The organism is Microbispora hainanensis (genome assembly GCF_006874475.1).
In the GTDB taxonomy this organism is placed as follows: Bacteria; Actinomycetota; Actinomycetes; order Streptosporangiales; family Streptosporangiaceae; genus Microbispora; species Microbispora hainanensis.
Genome location: NZ_VIRM01000062.1, coordinates 1 through 23,244, shown reverse-complemented (window position 1 = coordinate 23,244; position 23,244 = coordinate 1). Strand labels below are relative to the sequence as shown.

Annotated in this window: 25 protein-coding genes; 14 read left to right on the top strand and 11 right to left on the bottom strand. The window is 71.4% G+C overall.

The window, feature by feature from the left end; all coding sequences use genetic code 11:
* Positions 1–248 precede the first annotated feature (248 nt).
* Positions 249–4,802 (top strand): discoidin domain-containing protein, encoded by a 4,554-nt coding sequence (locus FLX08_RS34630; RefSeq protein ID WP_244313112.1) that lies wholly within the window; start codon positions 249–251, stop codon positions 4,800–4,802.
* A gap of 86 nt (positions 4,803–4,888) precedes the next feature.
* On the opposite strand, the gene FLX08_RS34625 is transcribed toward FLX08_RS34630, so the two are convergent.
* Positions 4,889–6,022, bottom strand: a complete 1,134-nt coding sequence (locus FLX08_RS34625) for a glycoside hydrolase family 12 protein (RefSeq protein ID WP_208761848.1) — start codon at positions 6,020–6,022, stop codon at positions 4,889–4,891.
* A 203-nt stretch (positions 6,023–6,225) separates the two neighbouring features.
* Between FLX08_RS34625 and FLX08_RS34620 the strand changes: the two genes are divergently transcribed.
* Positions 6,226–6,588, top strand: a complete 363-nt coding sequence (locus FLX08_RS34620) for a DUF488 domain-containing protein (RefSeq protein WP_142624480.1) — start codon at positions 6,226–6,228, stop codon at positions 6,586–6,588.
* A 95-nt stretch (positions 6,589–6,683) separates the two neighbouring features.
* Here FLX08_RS34620 and amaP read toward each other — a convergent pair whose 3' ends face one another.
* From amaP to FLX08_RS34590, 6 genes are read right to left on the bottom strand one after another with little or no spacing between them, the layout of a single operon-like run.
* Positions 6,684–7,259 (bottom strand): alkaline shock response membrane anchor protein AmaP, encoded by a 576-nt coding sequence (amaP, locus tag FLX08_RS34615; protein ID WP_142624479.1) that lies wholly within the window; start codon positions 7,257–7,259, stop codon positions 6,684–6,686.
* A gap of 16 nt (positions 7,260–7,275) precedes the next feature.
* Positions 7,276–7,884, bottom strand: coding sequence for a DUF6286 domain-containing protein (locus tag FLX08_RS34610; protein WP_142624478.1), 609 nt, complete (start codon positions 7,882–7,884; stop codon positions 7,276–7,278).
* Positions 7,885–7,906: 22 nt separating this feature from the next.
* The gene (locus tag FLX08_RS34605) at positions 7,907–8,221 is read right to left on the bottom strand and encodes an Asp23/Gls24 family envelope stress response protein (RefSeq protein WP_142624477.1); all 315 of its coding nucleotides are present in this window, start codon (positions 8,219–8,221) and stop codon (positions 7,907–7,909) included.
* Entirely contained in the window at positions 8,218–8,403 is a 186-nt protein-coding gene (locus tag FLX08_RS34600) for a hypothetical protein (RefSeq protein ID WP_142624476.1), read from the bottom strand. The genes FLX08_RS34605 and FLX08_RS34600 overlap by 4 nt, the downstream gene beginning before the upstream one ends.
* Before the next feature lie 2 nt (positions 8,404–8,405).
* A complete protein-coding gene (locus FLX08_RS43315; protein ID WP_341874369.1) occupies positions 8,406–8,879 on the bottom strand; it encodes an Asp23/Gls24 family envelope stress response protein in 474 nt (157 codons plus the stop codon).
* Positions 8,876–9,352 carry an Asp23/Gls24 family envelope stress response protein gene (locus FLX08_RS34590; RefSeq protein ID WP_142624475.1) on the bottom strand — a complete coding sequence of 159 codons (477 nt, stop codon included), beginning with the start codon at positions 9,350–9,352 and terminating at the stop codon, positions 8,876–8,878. The genes FLX08_RS43315 and FLX08_RS34590 overlap by 4 nt, the downstream gene beginning before the upstream one ends.
* A gap of 332 nt (positions 9,353–9,684) precedes the next feature.
* Between FLX08_RS34590 and FLX08_RS34585 the strand changes: the two genes are divergently transcribed.
* The 10 genes from FLX08_RS34585 (at position 9,685) to FLX08_RS34540 (ending at position 15,953) form a co-directional block, all read left to right on the top strand.
* The gene (locus FLX08_RS34585; protein ID WP_142624474.1) at positions 9,685–10,251 is read left to right on the top strand and encodes a hypothetical protein; all 567 of its coding nucleotides are present in this window, start codon (positions 9,685–9,687) and stop codon (positions 10,249–10,251) included.
* A gap of 5 nt (positions 10,252–10,256) precedes the next feature.
* Positions 10,257–11,750, top strand: a complete 1,494-nt coding sequence (locus tag FLX08_RS34580) for an SRPBCC family protein (RefSeq protein ID WP_142624473.1) — start codon at positions 10,257–10,259, stop codon at positions 11,748–11,750.
* A 93-nt stretch (positions 11,751–11,843) separates the two neighbouring features.
* Complete coding sequence (gene gvpJ / locus FLX08_RS34575; protein ID WP_142624472.1) at positions 11,844–12,257, top strand: gas vesicle protein GvpJ; 414 nt, start codon at positions 11,844–11,846, stop codon at positions 12,255–12,257.
* A gap of 1 nt (position 12,258) precedes the next feature.
* A complete protein-coding gene (locus tag FLX08_RS34570) occupies positions 12,259–13,050 on the top strand; it encodes a GvpL/GvpF family gas vesicle protein (protein WP_142624471.1) in 792 nt (263 codons plus the stop codon).
* Positions 13,051–13,069: 19 nt separating this feature from the next.
* Complete coding sequence (locus tag FLX08_RS34565) at positions 13,070–13,303, top strand: gas vesicle protein GvpG (RefSeq protein ID WP_142624470.1); 234 nt, start codon at positions 13,070–13,072, stop codon at positions 13,301–13,303.
* Between the two features lie 7 nt (positions 13,304–13,310).
* Complete coding sequence (gvpO, locus tag FLX08_RS34560; protein WP_142624469.1) at positions 13,311–13,805, top strand: gas vesicle protein GvpO; 495 nt, start codon at positions 13,311–13,313, stop codon at positions 13,803–13,805.
* Positions 13,802–14,257, top strand: a complete 456-nt coding sequence (locus tag FLX08_RS34555) for a gas vesicle protein (RefSeq protein WP_142624468.1) — start codon at positions 13,802–13,804, stop codon at positions 14,255–14,257. Before gvpO ends, FLX08_RS34555 begins: the two co-directional genes overlap by 4 nt.
* Positions 14,250–15,134 carry a GvpL/GvpF family gas vesicle protein gene (locus FLX08_RS34550; RefSeq protein WP_142624467.1) on the top strand — a complete coding sequence of 295 codons (885 nt, stop codon included), beginning with the start codon at positions 14,250–14,252 and terminating at the stop codon, positions 15,132–15,134. The genes FLX08_RS34555 and FLX08_RS34550 overlap by 8 nt, the downstream gene beginning before the upstream one ends.
* Positions 15,131–15,451: a gas vesicle protein gene (locus tag FLX08_RS34545; RefSeq protein ID WP_142624466.1), complete on the top strand. Its 321-nt coding sequence runs from the start codon at positions 15,131–15,133 to the stop codon at positions 15,449–15,451. Before FLX08_RS34550 ends, FLX08_RS34545 begins: the two co-directional genes overlap by 4 nt.
* A 4-nt stretch (positions 15,452–15,455) precedes the next feature.
* Entirely contained in the window at positions 15,456–15,953 is a 498-nt protein-coding gene (locus FLX08_RS34540) for a gas vesicle protein K (protein WP_244313108.1), read from the top strand.
* Between the two features lie 237 nt (positions 15,954–16,190).
* Here the strand turns inward: FLX08_RS34540 and FLX08_RS34535 are convergent, their stop codons facing one another.
* The gene (locus tag FLX08_RS34535) at positions 16,191–16,607 is read right to left on the bottom strand and encodes a hypothetical protein (protein ID WP_142624465.1); all 417 of its coding nucleotides are present in this window, start codon (positions 16,605–16,607) and stop codon (positions 16,191–16,193) included.
* On the opposite strand from FLX08_RS34535, the gene FLX08_RS34530 reads away from it, so the two are divergent.
* Positions 16,588–16,788: a hypothetical protein gene (locus tag FLX08_RS34530; RefSeq protein ID WP_142624464.1), complete on the top strand. Its 201-nt coding sequence runs from the start codon at positions 16,588–16,590 to the stop codon at positions 16,786–16,788. The two genes, FLX08_RS34535 and FLX08_RS34530, sit on opposite strands and share 20 nt — an antisense overlap.
* An 891-nt stretch (positions 16,789–17,679) precedes the next feature.
* Entirely contained in the window at positions 17,680–18,246 is a 567-nt protein-coding gene (locus FLX08_RS34525; RefSeq protein WP_142624463.1) for a hypothetical protein, read from the top strand.
* Here FLX08_RS34525 and FLX08_RS34520 read toward each other — a convergent pair.
* From FLX08_RS34520 to FLX08_RS40965, 3 genes are read right to left on the bottom strand one after another with little or no spacing between them, the layout of a single operon-like run.
* Positions 18,221–18,973 carry a hypothetical protein gene (locus tag FLX08_RS34520; protein ID WP_142624462.1) on the bottom strand — a complete coding sequence of 251 codons (753 nt, stop codon included), beginning with the start codon at positions 18,971–18,973 and terminating at the stop codon, positions 18,221–18,223. The two genes, FLX08_RS34525 and FLX08_RS34520, sit on opposite strands and share 26 nt — an antisense overlap.
* Positions 18,973–19,953 (bottom strand): MinD/ParA family ATP-binding protein, encoded by a 981-nt coding sequence (locus FLX08_RS34515; RefSeq protein ID WP_142624461.1) that lies wholly within the window; start codon positions 19,951–19,953, stop codon positions 18,973–18,975. The genes FLX08_RS34520 and FLX08_RS34515 overlap by 1 nt, the downstream gene beginning before the upstream one ends.
* Before the next feature lie 41 nt (positions 19,954–19,994).
* A complete protein-coding gene (locus FLX08_RS40965; protein ID WP_167530684.1) occupies positions 19,995–22,646 on the bottom strand; it encodes a hypothetical protein in 2,652 nt (883 codons plus the stop codon).
* Between the last annotated feature and the right edge of the window lie 598 nt (positions 22,647–23,244).

The following is a 23,244-nucleotide window of genomic DNA, read 5'->3' as shown; positions in this document are numbered from 1 at the left end:
GTTCTCCGCAAGTTCCGGCAGGAAGCACTGCGTCCGTGCGCCCCGCCACCGTCACCTTTCGCGTGAAAGGACACGAGGTGATGTCGGCCACGGCAGTGGGCAACCGGTCGCCGCCGCGACCCCAGCGCGCCCCGACTTCCAAAATCCCCCCACGACCGCGCGGATCGGACAGCCCGCCGGTCGGTTCCTGCCCGGACAGAGGAACGCAAATGTCGAAAACGCATGTCCCGTTATTGCGCTTGATCGCTGTGGTGGCAGCGGCCTGCCTGCTCGCCGTGGCCGCGCCCCTCTCCCCCGCCTCCGCCGCCGGCGGCCCCAACCTCGCCACCGGTCGCACCGTGACCGTGAGCACCAGCACCAGCCCGTACGTCCCGGGCAACCTCAACGACGGCAATCAGGGCACCTACTGGGAGAGCGCCAACAACGCCTTCCCCCCTCAAGGATCAGCACAGTGGGCGCAGGTCGACCTCGGCGGCGCGACGAGCATCGACCAGGTCGTGCTCAAGCTGCCCGCGTCGTGGGAGGCCCGCACCCAGACGCTGTCGGTGCAGGGCAGCACCGACGGCACGAACTTCTCCACCCTCGCCGCCTCCGCGGGCCGCGCCTTCAGCCCCGCGAGCGGCAACGCGGTGACGATCGGCTTCGCCGCCACCTCGACCCGGTATGTCCGGATCAACGTCACCGCCAACACCGCCTGGCCCGCGGCGCAGCTGTCCGAGATCGAGGTGTACGGCGCCGCCACCGCGTCCGGCAACCTCGCCCTCGGCAAGACCATGAGGGAGAGCGCGCACGCCGACGTGTACGGCGCGGGCAACGCCAACGACGGCAACCAGGCCACCTACTGGGAGAGCGCCAACAACGCCTTCCCCCAATGGCTGCAGGTGGACCTCGGCGCCTCGACCGCGGTCAACCGGGTCGTGCTGAAGCTCCCGCCCACCTGGGAGGCCCGCACCCAGACGCTCGCCGTGCAGGGCGGCACCGACGGCACGAACTTCTCCACCCTCGCCGCCTCCGCGGGCCGCGCCTTCGATCCCGCGAGCGGCAACACGGTCGCCATCACGTTCTCCACGGCCAACGTCCGCTACGTCCGGATCAACGTCACCGCCAACACCGCCTGGCCGGCCGCGCAGATCTCCGAGTTCGAGGTGTACGGCCCGGCGCCCACCGGTGACACCCAGGCCCCGGCCGCGCCGGCGAACCTCGCCTACACCGAGCCCGGCTCCGGGCAGATCAGGCTCACCTGGTCGGCCTCGACCGACAACGTCGGCGTCACCGGCTACGACGTCTACGCCAACGGCGTGCTGCGCACCAGCGTCGCCGGAAATGTCACGACCTACACCGACAGCCAGCCCACCACCGCCACGGTGACCTACTACGTGCGGGCCAGGGACGCCGCGGGCAACGAGTCGGCCGACAGCAACACCGTCACCCGCAACGGCGCGACCGGTGACACGCAGGCGCCGACCGCTCCGAGCAACCTCGCCTACACCGAGACCACGCCGGGCCAGGTCATGCTCACCTGGTCGGCCTCGACCGACAACGTCGGCGTCACCGGCTACGACGTCTACGCGAACAACGTGCTGCGCGGCAGCGTCGCCGGAAATGTCACGACCTACACCGACAGCCAGCCCACCACCGCCACGGTGACCTACTACGTGCGGGCCAGGGACGCCGCGGGCAACGAGTCGGCCGACAGCAACACCGTCACCCGCAACGGCGCGACCGGTGACACGCAGGCGCCGACCGCTCCGAGCAACCTCGCCTACACCGAGACCACGCCGGGCCAGGTCATGCTCACCTGGTCGGCCTCGACCGACAACGTCGGCGTCACCGGCTACGACGTCTACGCGAACAACGTGCTGCGCGGCAGCGTCGCCGGAAATGTCACGACCTACACCGACAGCCAGCCCACCACCGCCACGGTGACCTACTACGTGCGGGCCAGGGACGCCGCGGGCAACGAGTCGGCCGACAGCAACACCGTCACCCGCAACGGCTCGGGCGGCGGCGGCTCCAACATGGCCGTCGGCAAGCCGATCACCGCCTCCTCCTCCACGTTCACGTACGTCGCGGCGAACGCGAACGACAACGACCTGACGACCTACTGGGAGGGCGCGGGCGGCTCCTACCCGCAGACGCTGACCGTGCAGCTCGGGGCCAACGCGGTCGTGAGCTCGGTCGTGCTGAAGCTCAACCCCGACGCCGCCTGGTCCACCCGTACGCAGACGATCCAGGTGCTGGGCCGCGAGCAGAGCGCGCCGGGATTCACCAACCTGGCCGGCGCCGCGACCTACACCTTCAACCCGGCCACCGGCAACACGGTCACGATCCCGGTCTCCGGCACGGTCGCCGACGTGCAGCTCCGGTTCACCGCCAACTCCGGGGCCCCGGCCGGGCAGGTGGCCGAGTTCCAGGTGATCGGCACCCCGGCGCCCAACCCCGACCTGACCGTCACCTCCCTGTCCGCCTCCCCCGCGTCGCCGGTCGAGACCGACGCCGTCACGCTGTCGGCGACGGTGCGCAACGCGGGCACCCTCGGCTCCGGCGCCACGAACGTGAACTTCTACCTGGGCGGCGCCAAGGTGGGCACCGCCGCGGTCGGCGCGCTCGCGGCCGGCGCCTCGGCCACCGTGACGGCGAACATCGGCCAGCGTGACGCGGGCAGCTACCCGCTGAGCGCCAAGGTCGACGAGTCGAACGCGGTGATCGAGCAGAACGAGACCAACAACTCCTTCTCCGCCTCCTCCCCGCTGGTCGTGAGGCCGGTGGACAGCTCCGACCTGGTGGCCGCGCCGGTGAGCTGGACGCCGGGCAACCCGGCGGGCGGCAGCACGGTGACGTTCACCGTGGCGATCAAGAACCAGGGCACGGTCGCGTCGGCGGGCGGCGCCCACGGCATCACGCTGACGATCGCCAACGACTCGGGCACCGTGGTCAAGACGCTGACCGGCTCCTACAGCGGCGCGATCGCGGCCGGGTCCACGACGAGCCCGGTGACCCTGGGCACGTGGACGGCGGCCAACGGCCGATACACGGTGAAGACCGTGCTCGCCGCCGACGCCAACGAGCTGCCGGTCAAGCAGGCCAACAACACCTCCAGCCTGCCGTTCTTCGCCGGTCGCGGCGCGAACATGCCGTACGACATGTACGAGGCCGAAGACGGCGTGACCGGCGGCGGGGCGACGGTCGTCGGCCCGAACCGGACCATCGGCGACCTCGCCGGCGAGGCGTCCGGGCGCAAGGCCGTGCGGCTCACCACCACCGGCAGCTACGTGGAGTGGACGACGAGGGCCGACACGAACACCCTGGTCACCCGCTTCTCGATCCCCGACGCGGCGGGCGGCGGCGGCACCGACGCCACGCTGAACGTCTACGTCAACGGCAGCTTCCTCAAGGCGATCAACCTGACCTCGAAGTACGCCTGGCTGTACGGTCCCGAGGCGAGCCCGGGCAACTCGCCGGGCGCGGGCGGCCCCCGGCACATCTACGACGAGGCCAACCTCCTACTCGGGACGACGGTCCCGAAGGGCAGCAGGATCCGGCTGCAGAAGGACGCCGCCAACACCTCCTCGTACGCGATCGACTTCGTGAACCTGGAGCAGGTCTCGGCGATCCCCGACCCCGACCCCGCGACGTATGCCGTGCCGGCCGGGTTCACGCACCAGGACGTGCAGAACGCGCTCGACAGGGTGCGGATGGACACCACGGGCACGCTCGTGGGCGTCTACCTGCCGGCCGGTGACTACCAGACGTCGGGCAAGTTCCAGGTGTACGGCAAGCCGGTCAAGGTGACCGGTGCCGGGCCGTGGTTCACCCGGTTCTACGCGCCGTCGACGCAGGAGAACACCGACGTCGGCTTCCGGGCGGAGGCGTCGGCCAACGGCTCGACGTTCTCCGGGTTCGCCTACTTCGGCAACTACACCAGCCGCATCGACGGGCCGGGCAAGGTGTTCGACTGGTCGAACGTCGCCAATATGACGATCGACGACATCTGGGTCGAGCACCAGGTCTGCATGTACTGGGGCGCGAACACCGACAACATCACGATCAGGAACTCGCGGATCCGTGACACGTTCGCCGACGGCGTCAACATGACCAACGGCAGCACCGACAACCTGGTCTCGAACAACGAGGCGAGGTCGACCGGCGACGACAGCTTCGCGCTGTTCTCGGCCATCGACGCGGGAGGCGCCGACGAGAAGAACAACGTCTACGAGAATCTGACCGCGATCCTGCCGTGGCGCGCGGCCGCCATCGCGGTGTACGGCGGGTACGCGAACACGTTCAGGAACATCTACATCGCGGACACGCTGACCTACTCCGGCATCACGATCAGCTCGCTCGACTTCGGCTATCCGATGAACGGCTTCGGCGCGAGCCCGCCCACGGTGTTCGACAACATCTCGATCGTCCGTGCGGGCGGCCACTTCTGGGGCCGGCAGACCTTCCCGGCGATCTGGCTGTTCTCCGCCTCCAAGGTGTTCCAGGGCATCCGGGTCAGCAACGTGGACATCGTGGATCCGACGTACTCGGGGATCATGTTCCAGACCCAGTATCTCGGCGGCCGGCCGGTCAACCCGATCAAGGACACCGTTTTCACCAACGTCTCGATCTCCGGGGCGCACAGGAGCGGTGACGAGTTCGACGCCAAGTCGGGCTTCGGCCTCTGGGCGAACGAGCTGCCGGAGCCCGATCAGGGCCCGGCGGTCGGGTCGGTGACCTTCGACAACCTCAGGCTCAGCGACAACTACCAGGACGTCAAGAACACGACGTCCACCTTCACCATCAACGTCAACCCCTGACGTGACGGCGCCGCCGGAGGGACGTCCCTCCGGCGGCGCCGGTTTTTTTTGGGGGGTGTCAGGGGGTGCCAGGGCGTGTCAGCGGGTCACGAGCAGCGGGTGCCGTTCAGCGTGAAGCCGGTCGGGTCGCCGTTCGAGCCGCTCCAGGTGCCCTGGAAGCCGAACGAGGTGTTCCCGCCCGGCGGGATCGACCCGTTGTACGACAGGTTCCTCGCGGTCACCGACGACCCGCTCTGGGCGACGTCGGCGTTCCAGTAGCCGGTGATCCGCTGGCCGCTCGGGAAGGAGAAGCCGAGGTTCCAGCCGTTCACCGCGCTGGAGGAGGTGTTGGTGACGGTCACCGTGCCGGTGAAGCCGCCCTGCCACTCGTTCTTGCTGTAGCTGACCCGGCAGGCGCCGCCGCCGTTGCCGTTGCCGCCGGTCGGCGAGGCGGTGGGGGTCGGCGAGGGGCTCTGCACCACGCCGCCGATGCTGTAGGAGAAGTTGTTCACCGCGAGACCGGCGCCGCCCACCCAGGGCTCGAATCCGGCCTGGACGCTGGTCAGGTACCACGACCGCTGGGCGTATCCCCTGTTCAGCATGTCGTTGTAGAAGTCCCGCACGGCGAAGCTGATGGAGTTCGTCGGGGAGGTGCGGACGTAGGAGACGACGTTCCAGCCGGTGTTGCCGAACCAGACGTCCCAGGTGCCGCCCGCGATGTTGACCGTGCCGACCCTGGAGCCGACGGGCTGGACCGAGCCGGTGTGGTTCAGCCAGACCATGAGCTCGGCGCCGGTGTTCTGCCCGTCCGTACGCGGCGTCGGGTCGAACCAGATGTCGTAGGCGGCGTCGTAGACCCCGGAGCCCGGGTAGCTCATGCTGACGCTGGTCTGCACCGAGTTGAACTGGCTGTTGCTCACCGACAGGGGCAGGCCGCTGCCGCTGGAGCAGTTGGCATAGTGGCAGCCCGCGTACACGGCGGGGTAGGCCGCCGGAGCGCCGTTCTGCGCCTTGTTGTGCCCCGCCTGCGTCACCGTGAAGCCGTTGTTCGTCACGTTGATGCACTGCTGGGCGTCGCTGCCCCAGACGTTGTTGATGACGACGTACTTGCCGCCCTGGATGGTGGTCGCACCATACTTCTCGCAGATCGTGGTGTCCGCGTGCGCCGCCTGACCGACGACGAGCGACGCGGCGACGGAGCCGAGCAAGGCGAGGCCCGCCGTGATCATTCGTATCTTCATGCCCCGGACCATAGGCACCGGGTCGAGGCGGGCGACATGGCCCGATTTGGTCGACAATCTGGACGAAACCCCGACCAGCGACAACGCCCTTACGGAAAGTGAAACTTTCAGTCACACGAACTGTCCGGCCTGCCGGACACCCGGCGTGCGCCGCCCCTCTTCGGGGAGTATGGCGGCAGGAGTCGCAGGAGGAGGTGGGAGCGGTGTCCGTCACGGTCCGCCGCGTGTACGAGGATCCCGCGCCCGGGGACGGCACCCGGGTGCTGGTCGACCGGGTGTGGCCGCGCGGCCTCACCAAGGAGGCCGCTCATCTGGACGAATGGGTCAAGGACGTGGCGCCGTCCGGCACCCTGCGCACCTGGTATGGGCACGTCCCCGAGAGGTTCGACGAGTTCCGCAGCCGCTACCTCGCCGAACTGGACGAGCCCGAGCGGCGGGCGGCGCTCGACCGGCTGCGCCGGCTCATGGAGAAGGGCCCGCTGACCCTGCTCACCGCGACCAGGGACGTCGAGCACAGCCAGGCCGCCGTCCTCGCCGAGGTCCTGTCGGGCAGCGCATCGCGGTGATCCCCGAAGCACGTCAGTGGAGCGCCTGTCAGTGGAGCGCTTCAGCGGACGGTTTCAGTGGACGGTTTCAGCAGGACGGTTTCAGCAGGACGGTTTCAGTGGACGGGGCGGGTCCGGCGGCCGCCGGTCAGGTTGAGCCGGACCATCGCCGGGAGACGGCGCAGGCCGAGCGTGGTGCGCAGGTCGGGGACGGCCTCGTCGTGCAACCGGGTGACCAGTGCCCCGAGGTCGGCCGGTTCCTCCGCGGAGACGCCGATGTCGAGGTGCGGGTCGTCGGACGGGCCGCGCAGCACGGCGTGCGCGCGGCGCACCTCCGGATAAGTGCTGACCTGCTCGGCCAGGGCCTCGCTCGCGGGATGCGCGTCGACCTCGGTGACGCCCGTCGTGCCCGACTCCAGGCGCAACCGCCGCGGCCGGTCGACGCGCAACAGCGCCAGCAGCCAGGCCAGCCCGATGAGCCCGATCACGATTCCGACGGCGGCCACGACGGGCCAGAACCACGGCGTGGTCGCCGCGAAGCTCCTGGCTCCGGCGTCCACCACCGGCTCCCGCGCCGCGGCGTCGCCGAAGGAGCCCAGCGCCCGCGCGATCGCGAGGCCGCCCACCGCCAGCAGGACCAGGCCCAACACCGCCAGGCCCACCCGGTTGCCCTTGCCCGATCTCGTCTTCACGTCCTGCCTCCTTCGCCTACGACGGGCCGTGGACGCGTACGTTCAGGGAGATGGGGTGGGCGGGGGCGAGCCGGGCGAGCTCGTCCTCGACGGCCGCGCGCACGCGCTCCGCGAGCGCCGTCGTGTCACGCAGGTCGGTCTTGACCGACACGTCCGCGTGCCAGCCGCGCAGCCGCGCGCGCGCCGCGCGCACGCCGTCCACCTCACCGGCCCTGGCCCTGAGCGCCCGTGCGAGCGCGCGGCGCGGCAGGCCGACCACCAGGTCGGGGTCTCCGGTGCGCAGCGCGATCATCCGTCCCCTGCCGGGGACCACCGCGATCAGGATCAGCACCAGGCCGATCAGGGCCAGCGCGGAGGCCACCGCGAGGGTCCGGCCGTCGTTCCAGGGCGTGGTGCTCGCCCAGCGGGCCCACTGTTCGTACGGCACGAGCTTGACGGGCCGCCCCAGCAGCGCGGAGACCACGTGGACGGCGGTGAGGCCCCCGATCGCCAGCAGCGCCAGCGCGGCGACCGCGGCCGGCAGCCCGCGACTGGGCCGGAAGGCCGCGCCGGCCCCGCCGGCCCCGAACCCCCGCATCGGGACGAAGCGCGGCACCTTCTCAGGCGCCCCTCGGCCTTCGGTCATCGCCATCCCCCCGCTCGGGCCTTCACGCGAGCCCGCGCCCCGGCTTCTGCTCGGGCACGAGCTCCACGACCTCGATGTCCACGTTCTCCACGGCGACGCCGGTCAGCTCGCGCAGCCGCCGCCGGATGTGCTCGCGGATCCTCGCGGCCAGCCGCGGCACCGGCGCCGGATATCGCAAGGCCAGGTCGCAATGGACCGCCGCGACCGCCCCGCACACCGACGCCCTCACGTGGGGCGGACCCGCCACGTGCTCGTCCTCACTCGCCAGTTTCTCGGCGATCCTCGTGAAGGCACGATCGGAGATCGTCGTCGTCCCGTGCTCCGTGGGCACGCTCATTGCCGTCTCGGGTGCATCTGCGGCAGGTGTACGCCGCCTTCGAGCACCAGGCCCACGAGGAACCCGACGACGCCGAGGACCAGGACGATGATGAACGCGGTGAGGCCGCCGAAGGCCCCGACCACCCCGAGCACCGTGCCGAACAGCAGCCCCACGAGGCCCCAGACCGGATAGCCTTGCATGATCATCCCTTCCTTCCGCCGTCGTCTGTGACCACGTCGGCGATCGTCACGTCCACCCTCCGGCCGCCCGCCAGGTCGCTGATGGCGTCGCGCACCAGGTCGGCGACCTCCGGCAGCGGCCTGCCATACCGGGCCACGATGTCGACCTCGATGGCGTCGTCGCGTACGGCGACGCCCGGGACGAGACCTCCCGGCAGGTACGTCGCGACCACGCCGAACGGCCCCCGGGACAGGCCCGCGACATCGGGACACGACAGCACGCGGTCGGCGATCCGGCGGGCGGAGACCTCGCTTGCCGAGACCTCGCTTTCCGAGACCTCGCTTGCCGAGGCCGCGCCTTCCGAGGCCTCGCGTCCCGGTGCCTCCGCTCCGGCGTCCCGCTGCCGGGGCTGGCCCTGCGGAGCGCCGGGCCCGGCCCGCTCGGGCGTCGTGACCCTTCCGGGTTCCGCTCCCGCGTTCTCCGGCGCGGCGTTCATTGGACCCGTGGCTCCCCGTCGCCCGGCGTCTGCGGCTCCTGCTGCCTTGGCAGGTGGACGTCGTCGACCGCGATGTTGACCTCGGTGACCTCCAGCCCGCACATGCGTTCCACGGCCCGGATCACGTGGCTCCGCACCGCCTGTGCGAGGTCGGGGATCGCGACGCCGTACTCGACGATGAGGTGGATGTCCACGGCGGCCTGCCGCTCGCCGACCTCCACCGACATGCCTCGGGTGACACCGTCCTCGCCACCGAGCGCGCCCCTGAGCGCGCCGAACGCGCGAGCGGTGCCGGTGCCGAAGTCGTGGACGCCGTCGATCTCTCGGGCCGCCATGCCGGCGATCTTCGCGACCACCTCGTCGGAGATCGTGGTGCGGCCCCGCTCCGTCACCAGACTGGAGCCGCCCAGGGTCCCCATGGACCGCCCGGGTGCCGGCTCGACGGTCGCGGTCGACGTTCTGGTCTCGGTCATGTGACTCACCCGCTTCACGCGCGCAGTAGATACCGCTTACCGCCGATACACGCCCGTGATACCCGGTTTGCACACAGTAATCGTCCGAGGTGGGGCGAGGTTGGGTCAGCGGAGTCCCTCCAACACACCAAGACCGGCGAATCCGGCGACGGTCAGAGCGGACAGCACGAAGACAGGGATCAGGTCCATCCAAAACTGCCCGGTATGTACCGGACCGAGTTTTTGTGTGCCCTTCTGGGGCATTCATACCGTTCAGTCGGATCGCAGCGCCGTACGGGATGACGGGCGAGCGGCCGGAACGGCGCATCGGGCGGCCAGTAGGAGGCGCGATCATGAAAGACGGACTGAAGGTGGCCCTGGCAGTGATCGCGGGCTACTACCTCGGCCGGCACCACAAGCTGCGCCTGGCGATGGTGCTCGCGCTGGCCATCCTCGCCGCCCGCCTCAAGGGAGAGGGGGCCGCGGGAGCCCTCCTCGAACAGGTCCCCAAGATCCTCGGCGGCGCCGCCCCCGACCTCGGCAAGATCACCGAGCGCGTACGCGGCGACCTGGTGGACATCGGCAAGGCGGCGGCCAAGCGCGCCACCAGCCGCCAGATCGACAACCTGAGCGACAAGCTGCACGAACGCGCAGAGGCCCTCCGGCAGCCCAAGGGCCGGGGCCGGGCCGCGGTGATGGAGGAAGAGGAAGAAGAAGAGGAGAGGGAGCGTCCGGAGGAGGCCCGCCGCCGGGCGCCCCGCCGCCGCCCGCCGCAGCGCAAGCCCGAGCCTGAGCCCGAAGAGGCCTATGAGGACGAAGAGGAGTACGAGGAGGAGCCGTACGAGGAAGAGGCGGAGGAACCCGAGGAGCGGCGCCGGCCTCGGATCCGTCCCCCCCGTCCCGTGGTGCGGAGGAGGTGAGACCGATGGCCGAACAGACGCGAGAGCGCAGCCAGACCGAACGAGCTCAGAGCGAACGAGCCCAGGCCGGACAAACCCAGACCGGACAAACGCAGACCGGAAAAACCCAGACTGAACAGACAGAGGGCCCGCGGGCGCCGGACCCGGGAGCGCTGCCCACGCAACGGCTCGGAGAGGAGTTCCAGAACCTCGCCACCGCCGTGGCCGAGCGCGCGTTGTCGCGGGTCGCCGAAAAGATCGACGGTCTCGCCGGCCGTCTCACCGACTATGTGGAGCACGGCGGCTCCGGGCTGTTCAGCGCGCTCACGGGCAAGGAGGGCGGCGGACGGCAGGCGCTCGGCGGCCTGCTCGGCGGCCTCACCCGCGGAAAGGGCAGCCGGGACCTGCTCAAGTCGGCGGCCGACCGGCTCGGCGCGACGGGAGGAGGCGGCCTGCTCGGCACTCTCAGTAGCGCTCTCACCGAGGACGGCGGAGGCGGCCACCCCATGCGCGCGGCCCTCATGGCGTACGGCAAGGAGAAGATCAAGGGACTGTTCGGCGGTGGCGGCGGAGGCAAGGGCCGCAAGGGCAAGAAGCTCAAGGTCACCAACATCGTCGAGTCGCTCGACATCGGCGCGCCGCTCCGCCTGGTCTACAACCAGTGGACGCAGTTCGAGGAGTTCCCGAGCTTCATGAAGAAGATCGAGACCGTCGAACAGAAGTCCGACGAGAAGCTCGGGTGGAAGGCGCAGATTTTCTTGTCCCACCGCACGTGGGATTCGACCATCATCGAGCAGGTTCCCGACAGCAGGATCATCTGGCGGTCGCAAGGCCCGAAGGGCTTCCCGGACGGCACGGTGACGTTCCACGAGCTCAGTCCCGAGATGACCCGGGTGCTGCTCGTCATCGAGTATCACCCGCAGGGCTTCTTCGAGCACGTGGGCAACCTGTGGCGGGCCCAGGGCCGCCGCGTCCGGCTCGAGTTCAAGCACTTCAGACGGCACGTCATGACCAGTTCCCTGCTGCGTCCCGACGAGATCGAGGGCTGGCGGGGCGAGATCCGCAACAGCGAGGTCGTCAAGGACCACGAGACGGCGCTGCGCGAGGAGCGCGAACGCGAGAAGGGCCAGGAAGGCGAAGAGCGCGAGGCCGAGCAGCCCGAGGCCGAAGCCGAGGAGGCCGAGCCCGAAGCCGAGCAGGCCGAGCCCGAAGCCGAGGAGGAGCCGTACGAGGAGGAGCCGTACGAGGAGGAGGAAGAGGAGGAGCCGGAGCGGGAGCGCAGGCCGGCCTACGCGGGCGCCCGGGCAGGCGGACGCGAAGGACGCACCCGCGGGCCCGCGGACGAGGGCGAGCGGCCCCCGAGGCGTGAGCAGGGTCGCGGGCGTGAGCAGGGTCGCGGGCGCGAGCAGACCCGCAGGGGCGAGCAGACCCGCGGAGGCGAGGCCGAGGAGGCGGGCGAGGCCGAGGAGCAGCCGCCCCGCCGCCGTCCCCTGATCCGGCGCCGCCGTTCCCCGGAATAGGAGGCGACGCATAACGGCCGCTCGTACGCCGCGGACGGCGGCGGGCGGAGCGAGTGATCGGAAATACGACAGAGAACCGAGGAGGGGAAGCGCATGACGGTAGCCGTTCCACCGGCTGGTGGCGGCGGATTGCCGGGCCGATCGTCGGGATCGGGCCTGGCGGACGTCATTGACACGATCCTGGACAAGGGCCTCGTGATCGACGCCTACGTGAGGGTCTCACTGGTCGGCATCGAGATCCTGACCATCGACGTACGCGTCGTCGTCGCGAGCGTCGACACCTATCTCCGCTTCGCCGAGGCGGTGAACCGCCTCGACCTGGCGTCCCAGAAGCAGGGGCTGCCCGACCTCCTGTCGAGTGCGCCGCAGAGTGTCGCCCGCGGCAAGACCAAGGGCATGGTCCAGGGCGTGCTGGAGGCGGCCGGAGAGAAGCTGCAGGACATGAGGGAGAGCTACGCGGACGAACCCGTCCCGCGTGCCCGCAGGCGTCGACGGGAGGATGACTGAGATGACGGGCTCCACCAGGCAGTCCGGGGCGGGCGACCAGGCCGAGGCTCCCCCGCGCAACACCGCATGCTACGTCTACGGCATCCTCCCGGAGGACGTCGAGATCAGCGAGGACGCCGTCGGGGTGGGTGATCCTCCCCGCGCGGTCACGATCGTCAGACACGGTGAGATCGCCGCTCTGATCAGCGACGTCGACGTGGACCGCCCCCTCGGCCGCGCCCAGGACCTGGTGGCCCACGAGCAGCTGCTCGACGAGGCCGCGGCGGAGGTCCCCGTGCTCCCCCTGCGGTTCGGCGCCGTGATGACCACGCCCGAAGCGGTCGTGGAGGAGCTGCTGGCCCCGCACCACGACTCGTTCGCGGCCGCCCTGAAGCAGATCGAGGGCCGCACCCAGTTCGTCCTCAAGGCGCGGTATGCCGAGCAGCCGGTGCTGGTCGAGGTGCTGACGGAGAACGCCGAGGCCAGGCAGCTACGTGAACGGATCAGGCAGTTGCCGGAAGAGGTGACGCGCAACGAACGGATCCGGCTCGGCGAGCTGATCACCCAGCTCATCGCCGCGAAACGCGAGGCCGACACCCAGGCGGTCGTCGGACGCTTCGAGCCCTTCACCGCCGGCGCGGTGGTCCGGGACCCCAGCCACGAACGGGACGCGGCGCACGTCGCCTTCCTCGTGGAGGACGACCGCCAGGCCGACTTCGAACGCGCCGTGGGAGAGCTGCGCTCCGAGTGGGGCGACCGGGTCGAGGTCCGGCTGCTCGGGCCGATGGCGCCGTACGACTTCGTCACCACCTGAATCACGAGAGGAGGCCGCCGTGGGACTGATCGGTTTGCTGTTCACTTGGCCGGTCGCCCCGGTCCACGGCGTCATCAAGCTGGCCGAGCTGATCCAGCAGCAGGTCGAGCACGAACTGCGGGATCCGGCCGCGGTCCGGCGACGGCTGGAGGCGATCGAGGAGGCCAGGCGCACGGGTCAGATCTCCGAAGAGGAGGAGGCCCAGGCCGTGGAAGAGATCCTCAGGCTCATGAGCGGCCCGCCGAGGAGGTGACCGCCTGATGCCTCCCCGGCGAAGAGCCCGTTATGACGAGGGTCCCGCCTCCTTTCGGCGGCGGGCCCCGTCCGGCGTGCCCGCCAAGGAGAACGGGCCGTACGACGAGGTCGAGGACGAGGACGAAGACGGGTTCCAGGACGAAGACGGGTTCGAGGACAGGGACGAGCGCAGGGGCGAGCGCAGGGGCGAGCGCAGAAACGAGCGCGCTGCCGAGCCGCGCCGGCGCCGGGCCGCGCTGAACGCGGTGTCCGCCGGACGGCTCGGCGAGCGCTACATCGCGGATCTGACCTCCAAGGAGATCGAGGGGGTCATATCGGTCGAACCCGTGGATGACGGCTGGCTGGTGAACATCGAGGTCGTCGAAGACCGCAGGATTCCGTCGACCGGCGACATGCTGTCGATCTACGAGTGCCAACTGGACGACGAGGGCAACCTGATGTCCTACCGGCGCACCCGGACCTACCGGCGCGGCACGGGCGCCTACGGGGGTGGGCCATGACCGATCCCCGCTCGCGTCCCGTGCTCCGCGAGTCGTCGTACGGCCCGCCGCCCGTCATCGGCCGGGAGTCGACCAACCTGGGCGACATCCTGGAACGCGTCCTCGACCGGGGCATCGTGATCGCCGGCGACATCAAGGTGAATCTGCTGGAGATCGAGCTGCTGACCATCAAGCTGCGGCTGGTCATCGCCTCGGTCGACACGGCGCGGGAGATCGGCATCGACTGGTGGGAACGCGACCCGTGGCTCAGCGGCAGGGACCAGGAGCTGGTCGATGAGAACCGCCGGCTCCGCGAGCGCCTGAGCGCGGTCGAGGAGCGCCTGCTCGCCTGGGAGGAGCGGACGGAACTCGAACCGGGCGAGCACCCGCAGGAGCGAGCGCGCGACCGCCAGGCCGAGGCCCGCGACCGGCGGCCCGGCCGCCCTCGCGGAACGGAGCCCGGCGATGCGTGACGACCACCCCGGACAGGGGGTCTACCTGTACGCGGTGACGTATGGCGGGACGGCCGGGGAGCGCGGCGAGGTTCCGGCCGGCGTGCGCGGCATCATGAGCGGGGTCATGAGCGGCGTCATGGGCGGGGTCATGGGCGGCGTCATGGGCGGGGTCGTGCGGCCCGTGCCTCGCGGCGGGCTCGTGGCCCATGTCAGCGACGTGCCCCTCGACCGGTTCGGCGAGGAACCGCTGCGCCGCTCGCTGGAGGACCTCGACTGGGTGGAGGGAGTCGCCCGCGCCCATCACCGGGTCGTCGAGGCGCTGGCCGCGGCCGGGCCGACCGCCCCCGTGCGCCTCGTGACCGTCTACACCGGTGAAGACCAGGTCCGCGACCTTCTCGACCTGCGGCACGACGACTTCATGGAGATCCTGTCGCATGTCGCGGGACGGCGGGAGTGGGGCGTCAAGGCCTACCTGCGCCGGGACACGCCGCCCCCTTCCCCGGCGCCCTCCTCCCCGGCGCCCGCGGCCACCACCGCGGCAGGTGGCGACAGCCCCGGCATGGCCTACCTGCGCCGGAAGAAGGAGAGCCTGCGCGGCAGGGAGGACCTGTGGCGCGCGGCGGCCGAACGGGCCGAGCTCCTGCACGCCGAGCTGGGACGGATCGCCGTGGCCAGCCGCCGCCACCGTCCACAGGACCCCCAGCTGTCCGGGCGGAGCGAGTCGATGGTGCTCAACGGCGCCTACCTGGTGGATCCGGCCCGCGAGGAGGAGTTCGCCGCGGTGCTCGACAGCTGTCGTGGCCGGTTCCTCGACGTCGAGCTGACCGGCCCGTGGGCGCCCTACTCCTTCACCTCGATCGACCTCGGGGCGGGCCGGGGCGGAGGCGTGCGATGACGTTCGAGGGGACCCCGCCGCACCTGCCGGAACGGTCGCGAGGCACCGCGCTCGCCGCCGAGGGCCGCCTGCCGCCCGAGCGCGTGGCGCTCGTCGACCTGCTCGACCGGCTGCTCGCGGGCGGCGTGGTGATCACCGGCGACATCGTGCTGTCGATCGCCGACGTCGACCTCGTCCGCATCTCCCTGCGGGCGTTGCTCGGCTCCGTACGCGGCACCCAGCCGTTCGACCCGCTCGGCGAGCCGTACGACGCGAGGAGGGGGCGGGCAACGGACGATCGCGGCAGCAGAGGGGTGAGTGAGGATGACCGGTGGTGAGGCCATGAGCTCCCCGCGGAACACGGCGGCGGGGCCGTGGCGGCTGGGCGTCGAGACCGAGACCGAGATCGAGACCGGCGCGCACCAGTGGAAACCGGATCAGCGGGAGCCGACCCGGTGGGAGCGGGATCAGGCTGAGCCGGATCAGCCGGGGACGGCTCGGTCGCAGCCGGATCAGCGGGAGCCGGATCAGCCTGCGCCGGGCCCGGAGCCCGGAAGGGGCGGCCCCTGGCGGCTCAACACCGACCCGGACGCGGTGCGGCGCGACCTGAGCCGTCTCGTGCTGACGCTCGTCGAGCTCGTACGCCAGCTCGTGGAGCGGCAGGCCATCCGGCGGATGGACCAGGGCGACCTGTCCGACGAGCAGGTCGAGACGCTCGGCCTGACGCTCATGCGCCTGGAGGAGGCCATGAACGAGTTGTGCGAACGGTTCGACATCTCGCCGTCGGACCTCAACCTCGACCTGGGCCCCCTCGGCACGCTGCTGCCCACCGATCCCTAGTGAGCGCGGGCGTGTACGACCAGGTGCCGGGCTGGCCCTGCCCGGATCGATTTGTCGTCCGTCCTGCGTCATCAGCGTGAACGGCCCGCGCACGAGCAGCGGGCCGTCCTCGCACGGTGTCACCGTGACCGCCGTCACCGTGTCCGCCGTCACCGTGTCCGGTCCTCCGCCATGTGCTTCATGCGGAGCAGCCTGCCCGGAACGGTGACGGCATAACACGTGGTCAGCGGCGTGCGATCAGTCCCATCTCGCGCAGTGGGCGGAGGGGCTGAAGGCCCAGCATCCGGCCCGGCCCGCGTCCGGTTCGTCCGCTGCGAGCGCGAACCCGGCGAACGGCACGCTGAACGCGCCGGGGACGCCCGACGGGCTGGGCCCGCCCGGCTTCACGCTCGGCGGGGCGAAGGCCCACCGCGGCGTCGCCGTTCCGCTCGTCCCCTCGTCACCCGAGAACGGCGCGGAGTGCCCGGACGTACGGCTCCGCCAGGGCGCCAGGCTCCAGCAGCCGGCCGTGCCGTCGTCCCCGCATCGGTCGTGCGCGTGGGCGACCAGCGGCGGCAGCGGCAGATATCCCGGGATGGCGATCGGTGCGGCCGGCGGCTGCCCACCGGCGGGAGGCACCACCGAGGACCGGCCGGTGAGCGGCGGCGCGGGCATCTCCCACACCGGGCTGCCCGGCGACGTCGGCACGGCTGTGGGAGCGGACGTCGGTGTCACGGCCGGGGCCGTCCCCGTCGGCGTCGCGGTGCCGCCCGCCTGCGGGACGGCGGGTGGCGAGGCGGCGGGAAGCGCGGTCGACGTGACGGTCGCGCTCGGCTTGGGTGCCGGAGGCTGCTGAGTCGGAGGCTGCTGGGTCGGCTTGGCCGTCGATGTGCCGCCCGGCGCCTGCGTGTCCGTGGGCTTCGGATTCGCGGTGGCATCGGCCGTCGGCTTCTCGGACGGCTTTTCAGACGGTTTGCCCGTCGCTTCGTTCGTGGGCGTGCTCGTGGGCTTCCCGGTCGGTTCGCCTGTGGGCGTGGAGCTCGGTTGCGTGCCCGGTTGCGTGCTCGCCGTGGTGCCGGGGTTGGGCGAGACGCTCACCGGGACGGGCGCCTGCGGGCTGGCCTGCTGTGTCGGAGGCGGGGTCGCTGGATGGGTCGCAGGCGGGGTCGCGGGCGGGGTCGCGGGCGGGGTCGCGGGCGCGGTGTGCTCGTTGCCCGCCTTGGGCGCGGTCGCACCGCTTGCGCCGGGTGCCGGGGAGGCGGGACCGGCGTCCCGAGCCGCCGCACTCTGCGCCCCAGCACCCTGCGTCGCCGCACTCTTCGCCGCAGTCCCTTGCCTCGCAGGAGCCTGCGCCGCAGCCCCTTGCCCCGTGGGACCCTGCGCAGCAGCGCTCTGCGTCGCCGCCGCGGTAGGTCCGCCGCTCGCGGTCGGCGCAGGCGCTCCCTGACCGTTCTGTCCGGGCTGGCCACTGTGTCCGGGCTGGCCCGTCTGACCGTTCTGGCCGTTCTGACCGTTCTGGCCGTTCTGGCCCGGAGCCGTGGTGGCGCCGCCGCCCACCGTCGGCGTCGGAGCCGCCGCCGCGTTCGCCCGCGAGGTGCCGGAAGGCCAGTCGGTGCCGGTCCGGCCGGACCCCTGCCGGTTGTGGTTACCGGTGTCGCGAGCCGTCCGGTCACCGGTGGCACGGCTCGGGACTCGCCGGACCTGGTCACGCGACTCGCGAGCGGTCCGGTCGCGAGTGGAGGTGCCGGTGGGCTCGCTGCCGGTGCGGCGCGGCGCGATCGTGGTGTGGTCAGGCGCGTTCGCGGTGGTCGAGGAGGAGTCGTCGCGGGCAGAACCGGACGAATCACTCGAACGGCCGGACGAATCACTCGGGCCGCGGGACGAGTCCTGCTCCGCGCCCGCCGCGGCGTCGTCGTGCACGCCGGCACCCACGCGGCCGGAGCCGCCCGACGAGGAATCGGGCGCCGAATTCGACGCCGGATCCGATGACGACGACGGGTCGAACGAGGACGACGAATCCGACGAGAGCGACGAAGCGCGGCCGCGCTCGTCGGAGGTGGGCTCGTCGGAGGTGCGCTCATCGGAGGTGCGCTCATCGGAGGTGGGCGCGGCCATGGGGGCGGCGCCTTCTATCGGTGGGGGGGCGTCCCGGCCGGGCTCGGCCACGGCCACCCAGGGCTGCGCGACGACGGCGCCACCGGTCGCGGACACCGCTGCCAGGAGCAGGCCGGAGACCAGGGTGGCGCGCCGGGAGGACATTCGGGGGGTCATTGAGGCTCTTCCTCGATCTAGGGAGTGGGCCGGGGACCGATGAGGGACTTCCAGCCCGCCGCGGCGAACTCGGGTGTCCCTGGGAGAGCGGCTGCGGGCACGGACGGGGGCGTCGGGTCGGGGATGTTCACCCAGTCGCCCTTGCCGGCACCGCGCATATCGGGTTTCCACGCCATCAGCAGGCTCATGGCGTAGGGGCTGGAGTAGACGGGGCCGGTCGCACCGGCGCCCGTGGTCGCCGTCACCTGCACTAGGACGGAGACCTGCACCTGGTCCTCGGAGCGGACCCTCCATTGGACGCCGATCGTCTGCGTCCGCAGGGCCGCCCCGGCGGGAAGTTCGCCTTCTGGGGGAAGTCCGAGGGTCTCCCGCCAGCCGCGTACGGCGTCGCGAGCACCCTCGCGTGCCGCCTCACGCTGGTCCGGCGGCGCGTACAGCGCTGCCGCCTGTTCCGCCTGGCCGAGGTCGAGCGTCCAGGCGGCCTCCAGGGCGGCGGCCGCGGCGGACGCCGCCCCGATCTCGGTGTGGGGGAATCCGACGGGATAGCCCCCGTCGCCCTCGTGACCGGTGGGCACCGCCAGCGCGACGGTCGGCGCGACGACGCGCGCCGGCGTGGGCGGCGCATCGGTGTGCCGGGTCTGCAGAACGATCACCGCGACGGCGATGACGGTGACGACCCCCGCGATGGCGACGACCAGGTGCCGGGGATCCCACCGTCGCGGTGGTCCCAGGTCCCAGTCGAGCGCCGGATCGGGGATGACAGGTCCCACTACTTGCTCCGGTCCTGCCGCTGCGAGAACGCCTGCCCGGCGGCGGCGGCGAGGCGCAGGTACGCGCCCCGAGTGGTGGGCCTCAGTCGAGCCAGGTCGACCTCCGCGCCCTCCTTGAGATGCGGGTCGAACGGCACCCGCACCACCGTGCGGCAGCGTCCGGCGAAGTGGCGTTCGAGCAGGTCGACGTCCACGTGTGACTTCGGCTCGACCGCGTTCAGCACGACGATTGCGTTCCTCACGAGGTGGCCGTGGCCGTGGGCGGTGAGCCAGTCGAGGGTCGCGGCGGCCGAGCTCGCGCCGTCCACCGCGACCATGGTGACCAGCACGATCTGGTCGGCGAGCTCAAGCGTGGCGCCCATGGCGCCGTGCAGGAGCCCGGTGCCGCAGTCGGTGATGCAGATCGAGTAGTAGCGCTCGATCAGATTGGCGACCGTACGGTAGTCCTCGGCGTCGAACGCCTCGCTGACGGCCGGGTCGGTGTCGGAGGCGAGCACCTCCAGCCGGGCGGACGACTGCGACGTGAACGCGCGGGCGTCGGCATACCGGACGATGTGCGGCGCCTCGGCCAGCAGGGTCCTTATCGTGGCCGCGGTCTCCGACTTGACCTTGATGCCGAGCGTCCCCCTGTCGGGGTTGGCGTCGATGGCGATCACCCGGTCGCCGCGCAACGATGCCAGCGTGTTGCCCAGCGCCGCCGTCGTCGTGGTCTTCCCCACCCCGCCCTTGAGGCTCATGACCGCGATCCTGTGGTGACCGCTGGCGACGGGCGTCTGGGCCTGGGCGATCAGCGTGCGCCGTTCCAGCTCCGCCGCCGACTCGGAAGGGATGATCCGGCCGCCGGAGAGCTGATAGACGAGCCGCCGCCATCCGCCCGTGGGCTCGATGCGGCGGTTGGTCAGCAGATGTTCGGCCGTGAGGGGCACGCTCTCCGGGAACTGCTCGGCAGGTGTGGGCACCGGAGTGTGGATCTCGGTCATGGGCGGGTCCTTTCACCGAGGACGGGAGGAAACAGGGGCGGTCAGCAGGTGCTCCATCGCACGGTGGCGGTGCCTTTCTTGCCCTTCGGGCCGTGCAGTTCGAGCGGCGCCGTCACGGGCGAGGGGACCCCGCACCAGTAGCGGACGCGCAACGCGCGCACGGTGAGCACGTCGGTGTGCCCGGGCTTGAGCGTTCCACTGGACGGCTCGACCACCAGGCCGGGAGCCGTTATCCGCCATTTCACGGGTTTTCCGGATGTCGTCGAGAGAGTGAGGGTCCCCCTCCCGAACGCGTCGAGTGCGACGACGGACGGCGCCTGCACACCCCAGGCGCCCATCAGGAAGACGCCGGGACGTGTGGGAGTGTCCAGAGCGGCACCCTGTCCCCCGCTCTGTCCCCCGCTCTGTCCCCCGCTCTGTCCCCCGCTTTGTCCGTCGCCCTGTCCCCCGCTTTGTCCGTCGCCCTGTCCCCCGCTCTGTCCGCCGGGTTGCGCGGCACCCCTGTCTGCGGCGCCCCCGTTCGCCGTGTCCTGTCCGCCGGGCTGCGCGGCGCCCCCGGCTGTGGTGTCCCCTGCGGCGGTCGCGGTCACCGTGACCTGGGGCGCGCCCGAGGCCGTACTGGTGGTGCCCTCGCCCCCTGTCGCGCCGTTCGCCGTAGCACCCGCCGCGCCGTCGGCCGCGGGGTTCGCGCCCGTTCCCGTTCCCGCGGGATCGGCGGACGTCTGCGCGACGCTCGCCTCCAATGCCCCCTTCTGTGACTGGGGGGCGGGAGCGAAGAGGTTGATCCCCGTCACGGTCCCCGCCGCCCCCGCGACGACGACGATGACGATCCTCAAGGCGGTCGCCCGAAGCAGCGAGCCGACCCGGGCCAGGACCGCGACGATCCTGATCTGCGCACCGGCGGGCGGCCTGGGCGCGAGGTCCGCCTCCCCTGCCGTACCCGCGGCGTCGTGGACGGCGGCAGGTGCAGGGACGGCGCCGGAGGTGGGAGCGGGGACAGGAACCGCCTCGGCGGCGTGCGCCAGCGCCTCTCTGGCCCTGATCTGCGAGAGCAGCGCGTTGTAGAGAGGCGTGTCCTGCCCCGGCTGCAGCGCGGCACTCTTTCCGGAGGCCGGGTGCGCCTCTCTCGCCGCCCGGGGGAACGGATTGGGCCGTTGCGTGCCGCGTGACTTCAACGTTCCCGGCTGCCACGGCAGGCTCGGCTGGGTGTCCTCCTGGGAAATGGGCCGCACCGGGCGCTCCGGCAGCTCGACCCCGGGACTTCCCGCAGTCGGCAGCTCGGCCCCCGGAGTCGCCGCGGCCGGCCGTACGGCCCCGGGAGTCGCCGCGTGCGACAGTCCGCCCCCGGCGGTCGCAGCGGTGCCCGCAGGACGGGGCGCTTCCGGCCTCGCGGGCAGGGGGCCGGGTCGCGTGTCCTCCCGGTCCCCTGTGTCCTCCCGGTCCTCCCGGTCCTCCATGTCCTCCCGGTCCTCACGGTCCTCACGGGACGACGGGCGGGGCTCCTCCCGGAACCCGACCGGCGACAGGCCGGAGTCGGGCGGCACCGACGGCGGACCGGGCGGTGTCGCCCCTGGGACCGCCGGAGCCGGCGGCGGAACCGGTGGCGGAACCGGTGGCGACGCGGGGGACGCCGACGCGGGCGGCGGCGGTGCGGGGGACGCCGGTGCAGGGGCGGCGGGAGCGGGCGCGGTGCCCACGGGAGCGGACAGCGGCATGCCGAACGACGAGGGAGGCCGGTGCCCCGTCCGCTCCCCCGGATCGGACGCCGGATCGGATGGCGGAGCGAATGCCTGGACAGGCGCCGGAACGGACGGCGGAGGGGATGGCGGAGGGGATGGCGGAGCGAACGCCTGGACAGGCGCCGGAACGGACGGCGGAGCGGATGACGGCGGGAACGGCGGAAGGGACGGCGGAGTGAACACCGGGGCAGTCGGCAGAGCGGACGGCGAAGGGGGCGCGGGGGCGGGCCTGGCTCTGCGGCCGGCCCTGCTCAGGGCGTCCAGAAGTCGCTGCCTGGTCTCGGGCGTGAGGTCGGCGACCGGAGGGCGGGAGAGGATCTGCGGAACGGTGTATCGGATGTTGATGGGCCGTTTGCACACCACACACGTCACGATGTGCCGGAGCAGCGCCGTACGGGCGGCGCCGAAGTCGGCCGTCTCGCCCTGCTCGTCGGGGAAGACGGCGGCGGCCAGCGGAGCAAGGTCCGGGCAGATCGGCCTGCCCCGGGCGAGGCCGTCCAGCCCGCTCACGAGGATCTCCACCACGTCCTGGGTGCGCGCGATGAGCCTGCCTGCCTCCTTCAGCGGCAGCGCGAGCACGTACACGAGATCCCGAAGCGGGAGTTCGTGGCGATAGAGCAGGAGCAGCGTCTCCGCGCCCAGCGGGTCGGCCAGGCGCCAGGCACGCCGCACCGCGAGGTGGTCGGGGCCGCCGGACCCGGGGCCGGGCACGAATCCCCGCCCCGGGCCGGTGGCGACCTCACGGCGCAGCGCCGACAGCAGCCAGGCCCGGTCTGAAACGTTCCCGGGCCGTTCGCGGGCGGCGCACGACTCCAGCGCGGCGGTCACCGCCGCGAGCATGGGGCCGGACGCGAGGTGGCCGGAGGCATAGTCGACGAGGTGGGCGCCGTGCTCGTCCACCCACGTCATCCCCTGGCCGGGGTCGAGCGTCACATCCCCGACGGGCGGGTTCATGCGCACCGGATCGGGGTGAGGACGACGACGGCATCATGTTCGGCCAGAGCATCCCTGCGACTTAGGCATGCCACTTGCCTAACAGGAAATCTTGATGCATACCGATACATAGAACGAGATCTTAGACTGACCGCGATGTGTTGGGAAGGAAAAGAACCAGAGAAATCCTGAGTTGAGGATAAGCCGCAAATAACACCGATATGGTCATCCGAAAGGGGTCTGGTAACGGCTCCGTATCGTCTCCCGACTTGTCTGGAGAACTTGCGGATCATGATTGCCATCGCCGCCCCATCAGCCGGATGACCTGCCCTTTCATTCCGCTTTCCGGCATGCGAGACATTCGGCGGCGGACGGGTTTCGGTGCCTACCTTTCATCCGTCATCCGATCGCCACATCCGATATGAATAGCCTTCATATTTCCGGGGAATAACCAGCGTTCCATGCTTTTTCAGCATTACAGCATGCGCATGCCCGGTCTCGGCGTGAAGCAGCCTCCGCCCACCCCGGTCGCTCCCCGAAAGCCCGCCGCAAGGTCACGGAAACGCGATCTCTGCGATCTCCGCGATTTCCCCACGCCCGAGGCGGTCCGGCACGTGCC